At 39.0% G+C, this 19,192-nt stretch carries 19 protein-coding genes and 1 pseudogene; 8 read left to right on the top strand and 12 right to left on the bottom strand.

Going from position 1 to position 19,192, the window contains the following annotated elements; all coding sequences use genetic code 11:
- Positions 1 to 13: 13 nt before the first annotated feature.
- A complete protein-coding gene (locus PW220_RS04350; RefSeq protein WP_248054419.1) occupies positions 14 to 823 on the top strand; it encodes a PrsW family glutamic-type intramembrane protease in 810 nt (269 codons plus the stop codon).
- A 357-nt stretch (positions 824 to 1,180) separates the two neighbouring features.
- Positions 1,181 to 2,089 (top strand): hypothetical protein, encoded by a 909-nt coding sequence (locus tag PW220_RS04345; protein ID WP_248054421.1) that lies wholly within the window; start codon positions 1,181 to 1,183, stop codon positions 2,087 to 2,089.
- 198 nt (positions 2,090 to 2,287) lie between these two features.
- On the opposite strand, the gene PW220_RS04340 is transcribed toward PW220_RS04345, so the two are convergent.
- A complete protein-coding gene (locus PW220_RS04340; protein WP_248054422.1) occupies positions 2,288 to 3,958 on the bottom strand; it encodes a formate--tetrahydrofolate ligase in 1,671 nt (556 codons plus the stop codon).
- A 217-nt stretch (positions 3,959 to 4,175) separates the two neighbouring features.
- On the opposite strand from PW220_RS04340, the gene PW220_RS04335 reads away from it, so the two are divergent.
- From PW220_RS04335 to PW220_RS04320, 4 genes are all read left to right on the top strand, one after another.
- On the top strand, positions 4,176 to 4,871 hold the full coding sequence (locus tag PW220_RS04335; protein WP_248054424.1) for a phosphopantothenate--cysteine ligase: 696 nt from the start codon (positions 4,176 to 4,178) through the stop codon (positions 4,869 to 4,871).
- Positions 4,864 to 5,409 carry a phosphopantothenoylcysteine decarboxylase gene (gene coaC / locus PW220_RS04330; protein WP_248054426.1) on the top strand — a complete coding sequence of 182 codons (546 nt, stop codon included), beginning with the start codon at positions 4,864 to 4,866 and terminating at the stop codon, positions 5,407 to 5,409. The genes PW220_RS04335 and coaC overlap by 8 nt, the downstream gene beginning before the upstream one ends.
- Positions 5,399 to 5,968, top strand: coding sequence for an ECF transporter S component (locus PW220_RS04325; protein ID WP_248054428.1), 570 nt, complete (start codon positions 5,399 to 5,401; stop codon positions 5,966 to 5,968). The genes coaC and PW220_RS04325 overlap by 11 nt, the downstream gene beginning before the upstream one ends.
- Before the next feature lie 90 nt (positions 5,969 to 6,058).
- Complete coding sequence (locus tag PW220_RS04320) at positions 6,059 to 7,777, top strand: phospho-sugar mutase (RefSeq protein WP_248054430.1); 1,719 nt, start codon at positions 6,059 to 6,061, stop codon at positions 7,775 to 7,777.
- Between the two features lie 42 nt (positions 7,778 to 7,819).
- Here the strand turns inward: PW220_RS04320 and PW220_RS04315 are convergent, their stop codons facing one another.
- The 6 genes from PW220_RS04315 to PW220_RS04290 form a co-directional block, all read right to left on the bottom strand.
- Entirely contained in the window at positions 7,820 to 8,845 is a 1,026-nt protein-coding gene (locus tag PW220_RS04315) for an aldose epimerase family protein (RefSeq protein ID WP_248054431.1), read from the bottom strand.
- A gap of 34 nt (positions 8,846 to 8,879) precedes the next feature.
- Positions 8,880 to 9,542, bottom strand: coding sequence for a nickel pincer cofactor biosynthesis protein LarB (larB, locus tag PW220_RS04310; protein WP_248054438.1), 663 nt, complete (start codon positions 9,540 to 9,542; stop codon positions 8,880 to 8,882).
- 252 nt (positions 9,543 to 9,794) lie between these two features.
- Positions 9,795 to 11,942: a DNA/RNA helicase domain-containing protein gene (locus tag PW220_RS04305; protein WP_248054439.1), complete on the bottom strand. Its 2,148-nt coding sequence runs from the start codon at positions 11,940 to 11,942 to the stop codon at positions 9,795 to 9,797.
- A gap of 580 nt (positions 11,943 to 12,522) precedes the next feature.
- Positions 12,523 to 12,942: a hypothetical protein gene (locus tag PW220_RS04300; protein WP_248054442.1), complete on the bottom strand. Its 420-nt coding sequence runs from the start codon at positions 12,940 to 12,942 to the stop codon at positions 12,523 to 12,525.
- A gap of 14 nt (positions 12,943 to 12,956) precedes the next feature.
- Positions 12,957 to 14,069 carry a recombinase family protein gene (locus PW220_RS04295; protein ID WP_248054444.1) on the bottom strand — a complete coding sequence of 371 codons (1,113 nt, stop codon included), beginning with the start codon at positions 14,067 to 14,069 and terminating at the stop codon, positions 12,957 to 12,959.
- A 128-nt stretch (positions 14,070 to 14,197) separates the two neighbouring features.
- Positions 14,198 to 14,665: a CpXC domain-containing protein gene (locus tag PW220_RS04290; RefSeq protein ID WP_248054446.1), complete on the bottom strand. Its 468-nt coding sequence runs from the start codon at positions 14,663 to 14,665 to the stop codon at positions 14,198 to 14,200.
- Positions 14,666 to 14,744: 79 nt separating this feature from the next.
- On the opposite strand from PW220_RS04290, the gene PW220_RS04285 reads away from it, so the two are divergent.
- Positions 14,745 to 15,044, top strand: a complete 300-nt coding sequence (locus PW220_RS04285; protein WP_014636989.1) for a DUF5960 family protein — start codon at positions 14,745 to 14,747, stop codon at positions 15,042 to 15,044.
- A gap of 246 nt (positions 15,045 to 15,290) precedes the next feature.
- Complete coding sequence (locus PW220_RS10355; RefSeq protein WP_398582932.1) at positions 15,291 to 15,467, top strand: PBECR4 domain-containing protein; 177 nt, start codon at positions 15,291 to 15,293, stop codon at positions 15,465 to 15,467.
- On the opposite strand, the gene PW220_RS10405 is transcribed toward PW220_RS10355, so the two are convergent.
- The 5 genes and pseudogenes from PW220_RS10405 to PW220_RS04265 all read right to left on the bottom strand — a co-directional run bounded on the left by PW220_RS10405 (position 15,441) and on the right by PW220_RS04265 (position 19,188).
- A complete protein-coding gene (locus PW220_RS10405) occupies positions 15,441 to 16,163 on the bottom strand; it encodes a recombinase family protein (RefSeq protein WP_459565361.1) in 723 nt (240 codons plus the stop codon). The two genes, PW220_RS10355 and PW220_RS10405, sit on opposite strands and share 27 nt — an antisense overlap.
- Before the next feature lie 5 nt (positions 16,164 to 16,168).
- Complete coding sequence (locus PW220_RS10400; protein ID WP_459565358.1) at positions 16,169 to 16,684, bottom strand: recombinase family protein; 516 nt, start codon at positions 16,682 to 16,684, stop codon at positions 16,169 to 16,171.
- Positions 16,647 to 17,888, bottom strand: a complete 1,242-nt coding sequence (locus PW220_RS04275; RefSeq protein WP_248054447.1) for a recombinase family protein — start codon at positions 17,886 to 17,888, stop codon at positions 16,647 to 16,649. Before PW220_RS04275 ends, PW220_RS10400 begins: the two co-directional genes overlap by 38 nt.
- A gap of 380 nt (positions 17,889 to 18,268) precedes the next feature.
- Entirely contained in the window at positions 18,269 to 18,730 is a 462-nt protein-coding gene (locus tag PW220_RS04270) for a hypothetical protein (protein ID WP_248054448.1), read from the bottom strand.
- Positions 18,731 to 18,998: 268 nt separating this feature from the next.
- Positions 18,999 to 19,188: pseudogene (locus PW220_RS04265) on the bottom strand (cysteine-rich KTR domain-containing protein).
- Positions 19,189 to 19,192: the final 4 nt, after the last annotated feature.

The raw sequence follows: 19,192 nt of genomic DNA, 5'->3' as shown, positions 1-19,192 counted from the left end.
CGAAAGGAATCTTATGAAACACCTATGGAATACCTATAAAAGTCAGTTTGCCCTTATTCTTGCCAGCCTTGGTTTTGTCAGTGGCTGCAAGATGATTTTTGATGAACTGGCCAAGCCGAATGGCATGGAAGCCAAGTATCCCTTATTTTTACTGACTATTTCTGTTGCTGCCCTCTATATCATTCCTCTGGTCTATTTTATCAGCTATTTGGAAAAACGCTATGCAATTTCTAATAAAGTTAGTCATTTGAGTTGGATTTTGGGACTAACTGCCGGAGTGGCTTTTTCAGACTATGGACACACTGCTATCGGTTACTTTTTGCTAGAGATTGTTAAGGTCAGCGATGATTTTCGTTATGACTGGGGGGCTGCTGTTTCTGCCCCGTTTGCAGAAGAGTTTGGCAAGGCTCTGGTTGTTGTCTTGGTTTTACTAATTGCAAGAAAAATGACTCTCAAATATGCCTTGGTCAGTGGTATTATCGCGGGTCTTAGTTTCCAAATCGTTGAAGATATCATGTTCACTTTTCGTGATATGTTTATTGGTAAACTGGATGGGTTTGAGACCATTATCGGTCGTGTTGGACAGGCTGGTTGGACCCACTGGGTATTTACCATGCTCTTTGCGGTTGGTATGGTGGCACTTTTTACCAAACAAACAGCTATATCAAAAGTTCAAGGTGTGCTTTGGATTGCGGCAAGTATCGGTCTGCACTTCTTCTTTAACTCACCATTGCATACAGATATTTTAACAACCCTGCTTCCGATGGCTAGTGTCTTGCTGGGACTTCTTGCCTATCGAACAGTTGATACATTTGCAGAATAAACTAACAAAGAGACTAAATGATAAGCATAAAATCACCTTTACTAATTGTGATTCTATGTTTTTTTATCTAATCATCTTTATGCTATCCTGACTTTCCAACCCACCTCACCAGTTCCTTTATCCTAGCTTTATCTTAACTTTTTAAATTCGTTTTAGAAAGGTTTGTAAATACCGAGAAGTATGATTAAAAAGTTCTCTCACACCTACTTTTTCACCAAAAAAATATAATATATTGACATTTCGATTTCACTCTTGTATAATTAAAGTGATAAAAATAAGTTAGGAAGATTTACTATTAGAAGTTGAAAAATAAAACATGTCAATTGGACTGTGGTTCGTTAATAGAAGGGAAACAAGATGAAAAACAAAACTATTTTTATAATTTCATTGTCTCTAGGATTGTTGCTACTATTTTGGGGAGGCGCAACCCTTACAGCAGCAGAAAGAAATCCTTACATAGCAGACCATAGTCAGAAAGTTGAGTTGGACAATCTAACCCTACCAACAGAAGTTAGAGTGGGCGATTTTGGACAAATACGCCGTAGCCTCTCAGATAGTTACTACGACTTAGAATTCAGTCTTGATTTTGAGGTAGAGGATGCTTCTGTGCTATCAATAGGAGAAAAAGGAGATTGGAAAGCACTTAAAGCTGGAATAACATCCGTTACCGTCCTTCCAGCACAACCAGATAAAAAACAAAGTTTTTTAAATGAATTATCACAAAAAAATTGGACTTATTTTCCTGGTGTTTATTTAGGACAGACTCCCGTTTCTTCACAACAACAAACTTCCCCAGAAAAGACGACCTTCACTGTAACCGTCCTCGAAACCAATGAACCCCACCAATTAGACACTCCAATTCCTATGTATAGACTATATAATCCAGTTAACCACGAGCATTTTTATACCTCAGATGAGCATGAAAAAGATTATCTGGTAAAAATTGGATGGGGAAATGATGAAGGAATTGCTTGGCATTTCATAAATGCTACTTCAAATGACAAACCTGTTTATCGTCTCTATAATCCCATTCTCAAAGACCATCACTATACCTTGGATAAACATGAGGTAAACGTTTTAACAAGTCGATTTGGTTGGAAACAAGAAGGTATCGGATGGTATTCAAATGGAAACAAAGAAGTGCATCGTTTGTTTCATCCAGGATTAGTCAGTGGTTCCCATCACTATACCTTGGATAAAAATGAAGTCAGAGTACTTCAAGAAAGAGGTTGGATCTATGAAGGTGTCGCTTGGTATGCTTATTAGGTGGAGATGAAACATTCATTTCAAGAATTATAAAAATTACTGAGGAGACACATTCTACAAATAGTCAGACTATTTCTCTAAATAAAGAGCGTCTAAACTCACATAAACAGAAAAGCATAGACTCATTTTACCTAAATAAAATGAGTCTATGCTTTTTTCTTGCCGGCAATCCTATTTTATAAACTTCTATTGTTCTATCTAGAACAACCCAATAGCTGTTCCATCTTCTGCCACATCCATATTGAGGGCTGCAGGGGCTTTTGGAAGACCTGGCATAGTCATGACATCACCTGTAAGAGCAACGATGAAACCTGCTCCCAATTTTGGAACGAATTCACGGACTGTAATGTCAAAGCCTGTGGGTGCACCAAGAGCAAACTGATCATCTGAGAAGCTGTATTGGGTCTTGGCCATGCAGACTGGCAATTTATCCCAACCATTCTTAGCAAATTCAGCCAATTGATTACGAGCCTTCTTCTCGAAAACGACACCAGTACCACCGTAGATTTGGGTAACAATCTTAGTCACTTTTTCTTCCAAGCTATCGTCTGCCTTGTAAAGTCGTTGGTAGTTGGCTGCTTGATTTTCAATAGTAGCAACAACTGTTTCAGCCAATTCAACACCACCGTCAGCACCGTTTGCCCATACGCTAGCCAATTCAACAGGTACACCAATCTCAGCGCAAAGTTCTTTCAATGCAGCGATTTCGTCAGCTGTGTCAGATACAAATTCATTGATAGCAACGACTGCTGGAATACCATATTTCTGGATATTTTCAACGTGACGCTTCAAGTTAGAAAAACCAGCTTTCACTGCCTCTACATTTTCAGTAGAAAGTTCTGTCTTAGCTACACCACCATGCATTTTTAGGGCACGAAGAGTGGCAACAATGACCACTGCATCCGGAGCTTTTGGCAAGTTTGGAACTTTAATATCAAGGAATTTCTCTGCTCCAAGGTCAGCACCAAATCCTGCTTCTGTGACGGTATAGTCGGCCAATCGCAGAGCTGTTGTGGTAGCGAGCACTGAGTTACAGCCATGGGCGATGTTAGCAAATGGTCCACCATGGACAAAGGCTGGCGTGCCATAGATGGTTTGGACAAGGTTTGGTTTAATGGCATCCTTCAAAATGAGGGTCAAAGCACCTTCCACCGCCAAATCACGCACATAGACAGGACTGCTATCGAAACGATAACCGATCACAATATTTGCCAAGCGTTCTTTCAAGTCGTTGATGTCCGTCGCCAAACACAAGATTGCCATGATTTCAGATGCCACCGTAATGTCAAAACCATCTTCATGTGGAATACCATTGAGCGGCCCACCCAAGCCAACCGTCACCTTACGAAGCGCGCGGTCGTTGAGGTCCACAACACGTTTCCAGATGATACGGCGCTGGTCAAGGCCAATCGCATTTCCTTGATGGATATGGTTATCAATCAAGGCAGAGAGAGCATTGTTGGCAGTCGTAATAGCGTGCATATCGCCAGTAAAGTGTAAGTTAATATCTTCCATTGGCAAGACTTGGGCAAAGCCACCGCCAGCAGCTCCCCCCTTGATACCCATAACTGGACCCAAAGAAGGCTCACGAAGGGCAATCATGGTTTTCTTACCAATTTTTGACAAAGCATCAGCCAAACCGATAGTAATGGTTGACTTCCCTTCTCCTGCAGGTGTTGGGTTGATAGCAGTCACCAAGATTAGCTTACCAGGCGCATTGTCTTTTACCGCATTGATTTTATCAAAGGACAATTTTGCCTTGTATTTTCCATAGAGTTCAATATCGTCAAAACTGATACCAACTTTTTCAACGATTTCAGTAATGGGTTTCAAGGTCACACTTTGTGCAATTTCAATATCTGTTTTCATGAGAGCTCCATTTCCATATTTTTCACAAACATTATACCATAGAAAAAATGATTTTCGCATATTTTCCGAAGTTATTACAGATAATGTACGGTTTTTAGATACAATTATTCCCGATGAAACCACAATCATTTCAGTTAGGGAGATGATTTAGTAAATCTTTGTGAAAAGACCTTCTCTGAAACTTTACGAAAAATGGAAATTCTAGTACAATATGAACATGAAACTATTGATTACAACAGGTGGCACCAGTGAAGCCATTGACCAAGTTCGTGCTATTACCAATCATGCCTCTGGCAATCTTGGAAAAATCATTGCTGAACAGGCTTTGAGGATTGGACATGAAGTCACGCTTGTCACTACCAAGCAGGCAGTTAAACCTGAACCACAGAAGAATTTAACCATTATTGAAATTACAAATGTTGAAAGTTTACAATCAACTTTAGAACCCTTGGTCAAGACCCACCATGTCCTCATTCATAGCATGGCCGTATCGGATTATACACCTGTTTACATGACTGGCTTGGATGAGGTTCAGGCAACCGAAGATATTACTAGCTTATTGGATAAGAAAAATGCTGAAAGCAAGATTTCTTCCAAGGATGACTACCAAGTCCTTTTCCTCAAAAAAACACCAAAGGTTATTTCCTATGTCAAACAATGGAATCCAACTATCCAACTCATCGGATTTAAACTTTTGGTCGATGTTTCTAAGGAAGAACTATTTGCTGTTGCCCGCCAAAGCATTGAACGCAATGGTGCAGATTATATCCTTGCTAATGACTTGACAGACATCAAGGGCAATCAACATATTGCCTATTTAGTAGACAAGACTTCCGAAGTTCAAGCTCAGACGAAAGAAGAAATTGCCCAACTCATTTTGGAAACTCTCGAAAAAGGAGAAAAACATGGCTAACATTACTCTGGCTGTAACTGGCTCCATTTCCGCCTACAAGGCTGCTGATTTAACCAGTCAATTGACCAAGCTCGGCCATCAGGTAACTGTCCTCATGAGCCGCTCTGCTATGGACTTTATCACGCCCTTGACCTTCCAATCCCTGTCAAAAAATCTGGTCCACACAGATGTCATGCTGGAAGAAAATCCTAGTTCTATCAAACACATTGATATTGCCAAGGCAACTGAATTATTTATAGTAGCCCCAGCTTCTGCCAATACCATCGCTAAACTAGCTCACGGACTGGCAGACAATATGGTCACTGCAACAGCTCTGGCTCTGCCCATCGGGACTAAAAAGCTGATTGCTCCTGCTATGAATACCAATATGTACCTGAACCCTGCCACACAGCAAAATCTCAAAACCTTGATAGAATACGGCTTTGAGGAAATTAAACCACGCGAAGCCCTTCTAGCCTGTGGCGATTTTGGAACAGGTGCCCTAGCTGAAATCGAGATTATATTAGAGAAAGTGAGTTCTATTCTGAATGAAAACTAAGAAAGCCAACCAAGTCGCAACCCTAGCTATTTTTATCGCTGTTATGGTCGTCATCGAAACCATCAGCCAGGCTATCTTCGCAGCCTTTGTCCTCCCGGTCAAACCGACTGTTACCCATATCCCTGTTATCATTGCAAGTATTATTTATGGACCTCGTATTGGGGCTCAACTGGGTGGTTTTATGGGAATTATGAGTATCATCCGCAATAGTATTATTCTTTCGCCTTTGAGCTATGTCTTCTCACCTTTTGTTGAGAATGGAAATCTCTACTCAGTGCTCATCGCACTTGTACCACGGATTTTGATTGGGATTACTCCTTATTATATTTACAAATTGTGGCAAAATAAGGCCGGTCTTGCACTCGCTGGCTTGACCGGAACACTCACAAACACCATCTTTGTCCTGTCAGGTATTTTCTTTCTATTTGGCGGTGTTTTCAAAGGAGATATTAAGGCAGTCCTTGCAGCAATCGTTTCAGTCAATTCTATCGCTGAAATGGCGATTGCCACCATTCTAACCCTTGCCATTGTCCCAGTCTTACAGAAAGTTAAAAAATAAATATCAGAAAATCACGTGAAAGCGTGATTTTTCTTTTCAAACATGGTATAATGAAAGCGTTTAAAAGAAATATTTTTAAGGAGATATGCGATGACTTATCAAGAAACCTATCAAACATGGCTCGACTTTGCAGACCTTCCAGACTACTTGCGTGAAGAATTAGTCGCAATGGATGAAAAGACCAAAGAAGATGCCTTCTACACAAACCTTGAGTTTGGTACAGCCGGTATGCGTGGCTATATTGGCGCTGGTACTAACCGTATCAACGTTTTCGTTGTACGTCAAGCTACTGAAGGTTTGGCAAAGTTGGTAGAATCAAAAGGTGAAGAAGCTAAAAAACGTGGTGTAGCTATCGCTTACGACTCACGTCACTTCTCTCCAGAATTTGCTTTTGAGTCTGCTCAAGTATTGGCAGCACATGGTATCAAATCTTATGTATTTGAAAGCCTTCGCCCAACTCCTGAATTGTCATTTGCTGTTCGTCATTACAATGCCATCGCAGGTATCATGGTGACTGCCAGCCACAACCCGAAAGAATTCAACGGATATAAGGTATATGGCGAAGACGGTGGACAAATGCCACCTGCTGATGCAGATGCATTGACCAACTTCATCCGTGCTATTGACAATCCATTTGCAGTTGAATTGGCTGACCTTGAAGCAAGTAAGGAAAATGGTTTGATTACGGTTCTTGGCGAAGAAACTGACGTTAAATATCTTGAAGAACTCAAAGACCTCAACATCAATCCTGACTTGATTGCTGAGTACGGTAAGGACATGAAGATTGTCTACACACCACTTCATGGTACGGGTGAAATGTTGGCTCGTCGTGCCCTTGCACAGGCTGGTTTTGAGTCTGTGCAAGTTGTGGAAGCTCAAGCAACTGCTGACCCTGACTTCTCTACTGTCGCTTCACCAAACCCAGAAAGCCAAGCTGCTTTTGCCCTTGCGGAAGAATTGGGCCGTGAAGTCGGTGCAGATGTCCTTCTTGCAACAGACCCTGACGCTGACCGTGTTGGTGTTGAAGTTCGTCAAGCTGACGGTTCATACTGGAACCTATCTGGTAACCAAATCGGTGCTATCATCGCTAAATACATCCTTGAAGCTCACAAGCAAGCTGGAACTCTTCCAGCAAACGCTGCCCTAGCTAAGTCAATCGTATCTACTGAGTTGGTAACTAAGATTGCTGAAAGCTACGGTACTACCATGTTCAATGTCTTGACTGGTTTCAAATTCATCGCTGAGAAAATCCAAGAGTTTGAAGAAAAACACAACCATACCTACATGTTTGGTTTTGAAGAAAGCTTTGGCTACTTGATTAAGCCATTCGTGCGTGACAAGGATGCAATCCAAGCCGTGCTTATGGTTGCTGAAATTGCTGCCTACTACCGTTCTCGTGGCATGACCTTGGCTGACGGTATCGATGAAATCTTCAAAGAATACGGCTACTTTGCTGAGAAAACAATTTCTGTTACACTTTCTGGTAAAGATGGTGCAGAGCAAATCAAGGCAATCATGGCTAAATTCCGCGATAACTCACCAGCTCAATTCAACGCAACAGACATCGCAGTCTTTGAGGACTTTGCCCTTCAAACCAAAACAGATAAAGATGGAAATGTTGAAAAACTCACTACTCCTCCATCAGATGTCTTGAAATACACCTTGGCAGATGATTCTTGGTTCGCTGTTCGTCCTTCAGGAACAGAACCAAAAATCAAATTCTACATCGCAACAGTCGGTGAAACACTTGCTGAAGCAGAAGAAAAAATCGCCAACATCGAAAAAGAAATCAACGAATTTGTTGGATAAAATTAAAAGCAAAAAGAGTCGCAGATGCGGCTCTTTTAACTTTTAGTATTCAAATCGATAGCATGTCCAAGACTCTACTGTCTTTTCTGGTTCCAGCAAGTGACTTTCCTCTATCGAAGCCAGGCACTCTAAACTAAAGGCTCCTTGTTTGACTGCAAGCTTTGGATTATTGTTATTATAGGTATAGATGACCACACCGTCTTGATTGGTAGAAAGATGAAGTTTAATCTTACCATCTGGACTGGTCACGGTTGCTGCTTTTTCCGGACATGTCAGTAGCCAGCAATTATCAAAACCACCTAAAAGCTCCAGCTGCGGATGAGATTGACTTAATCCATCCCCAAACGATTTTTCAGAACGAAAATCATAAGGAGTTTGCTTCACCTGATGAAGGCCATCAAATCTGCCATCCTCAGTATAATATTGAACCCTATCAGCCTCCATCTGTAAGATATGGTCATGAATAGGCTCCATAAAATTTCCTGCCAAATTGAAGAAAGCATGGTTGGTAGGATTAAATAGTGTTGCTTGACTACTTCTTCCCTTGTAGCTCACATAGAGTGAATTATCTTCTCTCAAACAATAGCTAGCTGATAATTGAATAGGGCCTGGAAATCCATTGTAGTTATCGGCTAGGGTCAAGGTAAAGGTGACACTATTGTTTTTAGCATCGCATTCTGACTGCCATAACTGCATACTAGCTGATTTTGGTCCTGAATGTAGGGAAAATCCAGGACCGTTCTCTGTCAATTCTAGCACACGATCATAAAGTGTAATGTCCCCTTGGAACAAGCGACCAGCTACTGGAGCAACAGTCGCCCCAATATAGGGGGGTTCTTGGTATTCCTCTGCAGAATGACGACTTAGACAGACATTTCGTAATCCCTTTTCTTCTTCCACTGGGAGTAAAATCTGAACAATCCTTGCGCCAAAATCAGTCAAAACAACCTGCATACCTTTGGAATTTTGCAAACGATAGCTGAGTGAACCTAAACCAAACGGTTGAATATCTATAGCATTCATGATGTCACCTGCAATACCATACCTGCAATCCACAAACAAATCCATTTTGAAAACCTCACTTTCATTCTAATCCTAAAAGTTAGTCTTGATTCATCAATTTTATAATTAGGGAAGCTTGATAAGCTGCCCCAAAGCCATTGTCGATATTAACAACACTAATACCAGATGAACAAGAGGTTGTCATGGCCAAAAGTGTCGTCAAGCCATCCAGGTTTGCTCCGTAGCCAACTGATGTTGGTACAGCAATGACTGGTACCGATACTAAGCCAGATACCACACTCGGAAGCGCACCTTCCATGCCTGCAACCACAATAATGACACTGGCTTCTCGAATGGTTTCTAATTGTCCTAGCAGTCGACCAAGTCCTGCTACTCCTACATCTTGTAAAACGTCCGTTTGGCAACCCATCCATTGACTGACTACTGCTGCCTCCTCCACAACTTGAGAATCAGAGGTCCCAGCAGATAGAACTAAAATCTTCCCATTTTTCATTGTCGGAAATGGCCTGTTATACCAAATTTGACTGGACTCAAAATAAGAACCATTAGGTGGCTTATCCTCTAGCTCCTTCCATTTATCAAAGGATAATTTTGTAATCATAACAGGTTGATTGGCGGCATCTAACTTCAGCGCTACTTCTAAAATTTGTAGAGGCGTTTTATGTAAACCATAGATGATTTCAGGGAAGCCCTTGATATTGATTCTATCTAGATCAACATGACTCATTTTTCCTAAATCCATATCCTAACCCTTTATTTAATATTTTATTATAATCATATAATACTATATTTTTAGAAAAAATGTAAGCGTTTTACAAACAAAAATTTACATATTCAAGAAAATATGTGATTTTACAAATATCATTAACTAGTTGACGACAGTATTTTCAAATTCATTCCAATCTAAAACAAAGAGGACAACAATCGAAACTGCTATCCTCTTCTATAATAAAATAAACATTTTCTCTTCAACAGTCATAGAAGCATACAGACATCACAAAAGGTCCATTCCCATGTTGACGAAGTAATCGTAGGTCTCATCCAGAACGGGATCATCAGGAATCAAGAGAATCATTTCCTTACGAGCCCGGGTAAACAAAACTCTAAAATTGTTCTCAACGATTGTTTCAGGATCCAGAAACTTTTCCTTTTGTCGATTGTAGGTAGCTCCTCTTGCAAGCCACTGGCCCGCTTGACGAACATAGCCGCCACCAAATAAAATGATCGGACAATCAAGTTCAAGCCCCTGGCTGCCGTAGACTGAACAAGCCTTGTTCAATTCTTTACAATCACCTGCAAACCAGGGACCGTACCTACCATTCGATACCTCATTAGAACCTCTATAACCAATATTCCAATATGGAAATGCTTTTCGAATAATGCTTTGCTCCGCAAAATTTGAAATCAGAATGCCGTATTTCCAGTCTGGATGCTCCTGATAAATAACAGTCGCACGCGCCTTCACCTTTTCAAAATCTCTGGTGACACAGATTCGCATGGATGTTTTCTGCAGCTCAGCCAGCTCCGCTTGAGCTTGCTGTAGCGTAACACCTGTTCTTCCTATAGCTTGCTCCACCCATTTACTGCAATCGATAAAATCTGCTCTAAGAGATACTGGCAAGAAGAGGTCATCATCTAGTATTTTCTGACTTTCGAGCCCATGTATCTGTGCCATAAGTGATTCTGATGCAAAAATACTCCATTCTCTATTGTGCTTAAGGGCCTCTTCCCAGAGAGACATACCTGCCTCCTCACCCCTATAAATACTCTGCCCGTCCCCATAAAGACCGATCAATACTGCGTAGCCTTTGGCCCCATAAATTCTGTTGCCAACATCAAATAATCCCTGAGGCTCACTAAAACCACGGTCTAACGTAGCTGCATCCCAAGCCCTTTGAGCTTCGTCAAAGATAAGGACGGTTTGCTCAGGCACGCTCGTATTCTTCCTATCACTTTTGGAGAAATAGGTAGACTTGAATTCCTTCAATCCTTGAATAGCATTCTCCCCCATATGCTTATTGTTTCCGACTTGATTGATCTGGTATTGTAGAACTTCCACCAGTGGTCCATTTCCAGATAGATAAACCGCATTCGCCTGGCCATCTCTGTTCTGCTCATACACGACACTCTGACCTACAGCAGTTTTTCCTGCACCTGGTACACCATTGATCAGGATAAGAATTTTCTTCTGTTGATGTTTAGCCTCTTCTATATGCTTCTGTACTGTCTTCAAGCATTTTTTATTAACATCTGAAATGTAAGGAATACGCCCATCTCGATACATGATTTCAATAGCCTGAAGCATATCTGGCATTTCTGTTTTAGGGGATTTAATCCATTCCTCAGTAAACGTACAGATACTTTCACCAGTAAGCTCTCGCTCAATAGTAGAACAGAAATTGTCCTTTGTCAGTATCTCTACTCCTCTAAGTGTTCCTGCTACAGAATTATCTGGGGTGCATACAAGATAACTGTTCACATCAAGATGGCGCTCTCTCGTCACCTTATGATGATTTTCCAGCCACTTTTTATACCGAATAGCTTGTGCAACATCATCCTTATTGCTGCCGATTTGTGGGGAAACCTTCTTTTTAAATTCTAAAATGATAGTCTTAGTATTTGTAAGAAGAAATACATCTGGACGTTGATGAACTGTTCCTGGAAGGCTGTATTCAAAAATCAGCTCAAAGGTCCACATGGAAGAAGGTAGGGAGGCCAGATTAGCCCTGATAAAATCAAAGCAGTCCATCCAAACAGATGTTTGAGCTCTACTCACAGCCTGACCTGAATGAGCTACATTATCCTCCGACATGACGCCATTCACATGTGTTTTGAGAACATCCTCCCAACCTTTTAATATGGCTGGTGAGGCATTTAGCATCTCACCAATAGTAACCTTCAACGCATAATCTGCCGGGGGAACCCATTTAACAGGACTTACTGGTACCAGTTCAGTATCCCCATCACATATTTCCTTTGCTAGAGCAAGAGTCATACTGTCCTGACAGGTGTACCAAACTTTTCTACCGGGGTTCCAACGATACTTTACAGCCTTCATTTTATTTCGGATATCCGCACCAGGAATTACTCCTTCAAAATCAATCTCGATAACACCATGTTCGTTGGTACTATATTTTGCCATAATCCTCCTTCAAAAGAATCACTCTCTGCTAATATACATAAACTTCTTCAACAGCCTAAAAATTGATTGTTTGTTAGATAGTTCTAATTTAGATAACACTCTAGAAAATCTAAATGCCAAACAGATAGCAAAATGATCAATTTGGTCTTCCTCAAAGATTTCTTGGACAATTTCTTACAATCTCCATTTTAATATCACTTGAATTATACCACAGAAACACAAAAAAATCTGTAACTAGATTGTTTTACCACTATCGTCACAGACTTTTTTACATCAATAATTCTACCTTAGCTCCCATTACCCGTATATACTCTCGCCGGAATTGAACCCTATCCATCACCTCTAAATCTATAGAGCAAATTTTTGCCCTATTTTTGACGCAGTGATAGAAACGAGAAAAGTACTTCAATTGGGACTCCACTATCATTTGCACGGACCAACTATCGAAGTATCTAAAACCAGTAACAATGCCGACAACACATCCCCACAGGGTAAATGGAAATTGCTTATATAAATACATTAAAAATGGCAGGAATACATTAGTTGTACTCCCACCAATAATTTTTATCTTAATTCCATACTATTTATTATTGTCGTTTTTACGAAAATCAGTTAGTTCCTCAAAATCTTTCAATTCAAAAATAAAAGCCTTATCTTCAGGAATGTGAATCCCCTCTACCCTATAACGCTTATCAGATTTCCATTCACTCATAATTGTTAAGAGTGTTTCTTTTAAATTTTTATGACCTACCTGAACAATACCTTTTTGCTCCCCAACAGGTTTTGAAAAAGAAAATGCTCCCCTAGTTTTTGCCCGACAAACTTGTATACCCATTACCTTTGTATCCTTATTAAAAGCAACAAGTACATGTGCTGGGTATTCTAAAGCTTGGATGATTCCTTTACTAAATGTAACAAAGTTCTTGTTCACTGTCATACTATAATCTGATGAGTAACGTTCAACATTAACAACTTCAAGATTAAAATCTTTAAAACGCATAATTTACCTCTTTCTTATTTAAAAACTTCTTGAATGTCTTCCGACTTCCAACTAGGATCAAGTACAACAAAATCCCTCAACTTACCAGATTTGAGTTTCTTGATGTAGAGTTTAGGTACAAATATCTCAGAAGTAGATTTCGATTTTCTTCTAGGTTGCTTGAGTAATTCTTGAACTAAATCCCATCTTGATTCTGGTATGATTGAGGGAATTCCATTTTTTAATCGATATTTTGGCTTTTCACCATTATTTTTCCGTGTTTTATGACTAAAACAATCAACAGTATATGTCTTCTGCATGATGATTTCGCCTTTATATTTCTCATTCCTGAGAATATTATAAACAGCTAAACTTGTCCAACGCTCCAAACCAGTAACTGTTGGTATATGATTAGTCATTAAAGTTGAGGCAATCTCACTTGCAGTCATACCTTCAATGTACGAATCATATATTAGGCGAACAATTTTTGCTTCTGTCTCATCTATCACTACTCGACCATACTGGTCTTTCGTATACCCAAGAAGGTTATGGGTAGGAATCATTGGTATCCCTCTTTTAAAGCGTTCAATTACAGACCATGTAATTGACGCACTTTTTTGTTCACTCTCACCTTGAGCTACTATGGCCATAATACCAAGAATGAATTCACTATTCGTATCAAGTGTATTCAAATTTATATCTTCGATATATATTCCAACTGGAGGGGATAGTGCCCTCAACTCTCGGTAAATACTAATGAAATCTAGCTGATTGCGAGCAAACCTGCTAACACTCTTAACGATTATCAAGTCAATCTTCCCACATCTACAATCATGAAGCATCTGTTGGAATTGTTCACGTCGTTTGATTGATGTTCCTGATGCTCCTTGGTCAGCATAGATTCCAGCCAGTATCCAATCAGGATTACTATTGACTCTTTCAATATAGGTTTGTTTTTGAAGTTCAAAACTACCTGACTGAGATTCGTCAAAAGTACTTACTCGACAATAGGCAGCAACACGCAACTTCTTAGTTTTAACATCAGTGAACTCTCGCTTTGCAGGAATAATTTCAACAGTTCTCTCAGATACAAATGCATCTCGAATTTTCTTCTGTTGACGAGTAATTTTAGAATTCCGTCTTACCATTGGTTTTACCTCCTTTCTAGAAATCTACATAATAATTATATATATTAACTACATTTTTCTAAATTAGAAGATAAAAAATGACCTAACTAAAAATTAGTCCATTTATACTTGTAAATAAATTTTTAATTTTACATCAAACTGGTACGAGAAAATGATTCCGCCCACCTAGAGTCTATGTAATATGTATTAGTTTCTAGGTCCTCAACATCAGCAAGGTAGTACTCATATTGTTCTTGAGAAAAGTCGAGAGATGCTACTGCAATTTGGTTATTAATAAACATAAATTGATAGCTTTCATGTCCAACCTTGGTGAAAATCATATGTTCATAGTTAAACTGAATATCACCATCCTCCAGAGGACTATTCATAAACTTCATAAGCTCAATTGCTCTATCATCATACCCAGATGAAACAATCTGTACCTTCTCAACGAAAGACTCTATATCCGAAACAACTCGCATTTTATACTCACTGAGATTAACACCCTCAGTAATCAAGGAGCATATTTGCATAGAAAGCACATCAAAATTTCCATCTGCACAATACTGAATAATTGTTTTGTTTTTATAGGGAAAATAAAGAACTTGACTTTTCAATCGATTTCATTTGAAACAAAAGAAGGCTACATCAGTATCCAAATATCTGATATTCTTGCAATAGACTTGGAGGTAGAGTATGAATCAGCTTGATTTTAATAAGAACCAACTCCAGATGGACTATTTTAGTGACAGTTACCGAAAATTTGAAGCGGATTTCTATCGCTATTCTGCTCTAGATACACCACTAACATTTTTAACAGATGATATTATGCTTGCCATGGCCAAATCTCAAAAATCCTATTTCAAATTGAACAAAGAAAACGCTAAAGATTATCAAGACCATTATTTTATGTTCAATGTTGAATCACTAAAAGATAATAGGCTTGTTCGTTTATATCAGTATCTAGGAGTAAAAACAAGACCTACTAATCTCTAACTTCAACTTATCCTGAGACTAATTGCAGAATAATGATTTTTTTGTAAAATACTTGATTTAATAGAACATTTTCTATATAATAAAACTGTAGATAACAAGAGTATTTACTAAGCGTTGAAGGTCTATGGTCGGTTGGTTTGACTGTGGCTGGAGCTTTACCAGGGTTGTGTGTGAACACCTCAAGCCAACACTGAAAACACTCATTACTAAGGGCAGGTTATCCTGTCCTTTTTTCTAAGGAAATACATGGAATCATTATTACTCTCATCCGCAAGAAATTATAAAAAACTCCTTTCAAAAACCTATCAAATTATTTTAGGACGAAAAGGACAGCAAACAACTCTCAATCTTACGTTTTCTGAGGAACATTTTGTACACTTAGCAGGTATACATAAGTTAAAATCCAATGCTGATAAAGTCTAGCACTCGGCACATGTCAGAGGGGTTGAAAGCTATCTGCTCCTTCCTAAGTATGTCACTCAATGCCATGCTGTAGTGCTTATCAAGCAGGCGATTCTCTGCCAAGATTTTCTCCCACTTGCCATCAAGCAAATCAATGTTCTCGCTCAGTAGCACTAATGCCTTTAGGAAAATCTGCTCAAGTGTCACCTCATCCAAATGCCTACTGAAACACCCTTCCACCTCCTTGATGCGATAACGGTTGTTACATTGCCACACCTTACGTTTACCTCGACTGGTTGCCCAATTCTTCCTTCCAAAGGCTGAACCACATTCTGCACAGAACACCTTAGTTGTAAAAGGATTATCGTCATTTTGGATGATGTAAGCTTTCAGTTGATGTTCTTCTCGAAAGTCTTTCCTCCTTGTCAATTCCAACTGTACTAATTCCCAAGTGTCTTTGTCAATAATAGCTTCATGACTATTTTCTACATAGTATTGGTTGACTTGACCATCATTTTGAACTCGTTTCTTAGTCAGAAAATCAACAGTAAAAGTCTTTTGTAATAAGGCATCACCTTTGTACTTTTCATTTTGAAGCATTTTCTGTATAGCACTAGGATACCAATTTGCCTGTCCTGTCCAACCAGGTATTTCATTGTCATTCAAATACTTAGCTATGGACTCGGAACTATACCCCTCTAAGAATTTCTCATAAATGAATTTTACTGTTTCAGCTTGCTGAGGGTAATGATAAGCCTACCATTTTCATCCTTGTCATAACCCATGAACTTTATGGTATTCACGCGCAACTCACCACGTTCAAACTTCTTACGAATTCCCCACGTCGCATTCTCTGAGATAGAGCGTGACTCATCCTGTGCTAAGGAAGAAAGGATTGTAAGGAGAACTTCACCTTTGGAATCTAGGCTGTCAATATTCTCCTTTTCAAAAGTCACACAAACACCCAGTTCTTTCAGCTCTCGGACATATTTGATACAATCAAGGGTATTTCTAGCAAATCGACTAATTGACTTGACCAAAATCCTATCCACCTTACCTGCCCTACAATCTTGTATCAAGCGGTTAAAAGCATCACGTTTTTTTGTATTGGTTGCTGAAATACCCTCATCCGCATAGATGTCAACTAACTCATAGTCCTCGTGTTTAGAGATAAACTCTCGGTAATAATTAACTTGGTTTTCATAACTTGATAGCTGTTCTTCTTGGTCGGTGGACACTCGACAATATGCGGCTACTTTGATTTTCTTTCTGACCTGATGTTGAACACTGGTCTGCACTTTCTTGGCCGGTATAACTGTAATACTTTTCCCCATTTCTATCCCTTTCTATTACTGTTACTAGCGAGGTTACTATCCAATTTGAGATATCTGCTTCTGGCACACGCATCCCCTGACAAGCTACTTTTCCCTCTTTAATGTATTTGGAACAGCACCAAACAATTTTTTTATTGTAAGAAACTTGTCTCTTTAAAGTCGTACCACAATGCTGACACTTTAATAACCCTGTAAATTTATAGGTTTTGTTTCTACCTTGTTGCCATCTACTACTGTTTAGTTTGTCCTGGACTGCTTGCCATTCTTTCATAGAAATAATGGCTTCGTGATTATCCTCTATAAAGTATTGTTCGAGTTCACCCCGATTCAATTTTTTAGGACCATTCACACCATCGTGAAAATACTTCTGCAATAAGACCGAACCATTGTATTTTTCATTGCTTAACATTTGACGGATTGTGGTGTCATGCCATTTAGCACCTGTGACAGTCGCAACGCCCTTTTCATTTAACAGTTTGGCAATACGATGAGTACCATACCCTTCAAGGTAAAGTGCAAATATTTGCCTGACTATGAAAGCTTCTTCTGGATTGATAATCAACTCACCATTCTCATCTATGTCATATCCTAAGAATCGCTTGGTGTTAATGACTAGCTCTCCTCGTTGAAACTTCTTTTGGAATGCCCAGCGTTGATTGCCACTCATACTCCTCAACTCGTCCTCCGCGATACTAGCTAATACTGAAAGCATCACTTCCCCTTCACTTGAAAGAGTATGAATGTTTTGTTCCTCAAAGAATATGTCTACTCCTATTGCCTTCAGTTCACGACTAATTTCAAGAACTGTAATCGTGTTTCTAGCAAATCGAGCAATAGACTTGGTGTGGATAACATCAATCATACCTTTACGACAAACTTCAATCATCGCTTGAAAATTTGGACGATTATCCTTAGAACCAGATATACCTCTGTCATGATAAACACCTACAAAATCAATATCGTCTCTATTGGAATACAGGTTTTCAAAATACTGTTTCTGATTTTCTAACGATTCTAACTGACTTCCATTAGTCGTCGAAACTCGAATGTAGGCACAGACCCTCTTCTTGTGTTTTTGTTTATTGACTCTAATCTTCTTTACGGACATTTACTCTCCTTCCTATGTAATGGCACACTATATATCACTCTAAAAAGGATATTAGTCAAGTTATCAGACCAACTAATTCGACCTGATAATTTTATGCCATAGTTCATGGAATACAAATATTCCTACTACCTTACTAGGTAGGTGTGGGAGTAATTTTTCCGCATTTATTGAAAAAAAGTCAAAAAAAAATAAAGCCTGATGTTTCCACCAGGCTAAATTTAATAAAAAAATCAAATAGAAAACGGCCTAGCCCTATACAGGTTAATTACCCACACAATTTCAAGGTAGTTTTCCCTATTATCAACTAATCAATCCAAAAGAAATTTGATATGTGGGAAGGAGAAAAATAATCAATATTAATTTTATCTAATATTTTACTGTCAATAAGAAGCCAAAATTTCATCTTGACTAAAGAAAACATCAATTTTTTGATTATCTGGTGACATGTTGCTTTCTAAGACATACTTCTGGCCATTTCTTTCAACAAATAAAACAAGTTCTGTTCCTGCTTCATTCACATAGCAGTCATTGGGGATATACAATTCGCCTTCTCCAATCACATAACCATAAAACTGGAATGATATTGGATTACCGTTCAAAAATACGGACTTAAGTAATTCATCGGGCACTGAGTAACCGTAATATTTTTGCTGTGTAGCTGGAGTCCCTTGAAGATAACGCATACTTTTTTTCTTGGCATAAGTTTCTATTAAGTCAGAAGTTTCCGAAGTGGAAAAATCCCTTACTTGTTCTTCTTCCTCCAACAAGTCATGCAACACCGTTTCGATTAGCTCTTTGTCTGAGGAAAATTCTTGTTTGAGTTCCTCTGCTTTCATTACCATTGCAGAAAATGTTGTTTGAACGCTTTGTTGCTGTTCTTGAGGTAAAGATTCAATATAATGACGTTGTTCATCTCGAGATTGAATAAGAATACTACGATAATAACTTTCCGATTTCGAATAGGTTATATCAGATTCCTCCGAATTTGTTTGAGATTGCTCAATTTTCCTAATAGTTGATGAAGTAGAATATCGTTTTTTTTATTTGGTGAGTTTGTTCTTTCAAATACGAAACAAAAAGAGCCGATGATTCGTGAATTGTTCCACAATTTCATCGGCTCTGCGTCTTAAGCGTCTGGCTCTTTGATGACAGTTATCTTCAAGTTGTCAACTTTAATCAAGCTTTCTTGTCTGCATTTTGGACAATAAAGGGGATAATTCTCCAAAACAGTGTCCTTCCTAATTTTATTACGGGTTTTGCTCCCACAAACAGGACACAATATCCATTCGCATTTCATCATAATT

Origin of the sequence: Streptococcus sp. 29892, assembly GCF_032594935.1 — a bacterium.
Lineage (GTDB): Bacteria > Bacillota > Bacilli > Lactobacillales > Streptococcaceae > Streptococcus > Streptococcus hyiners.
Note: the sequence above shows the minus strand (reverse complement) of the source record. Positions and strands in the feature narration are given on the sequence as shown.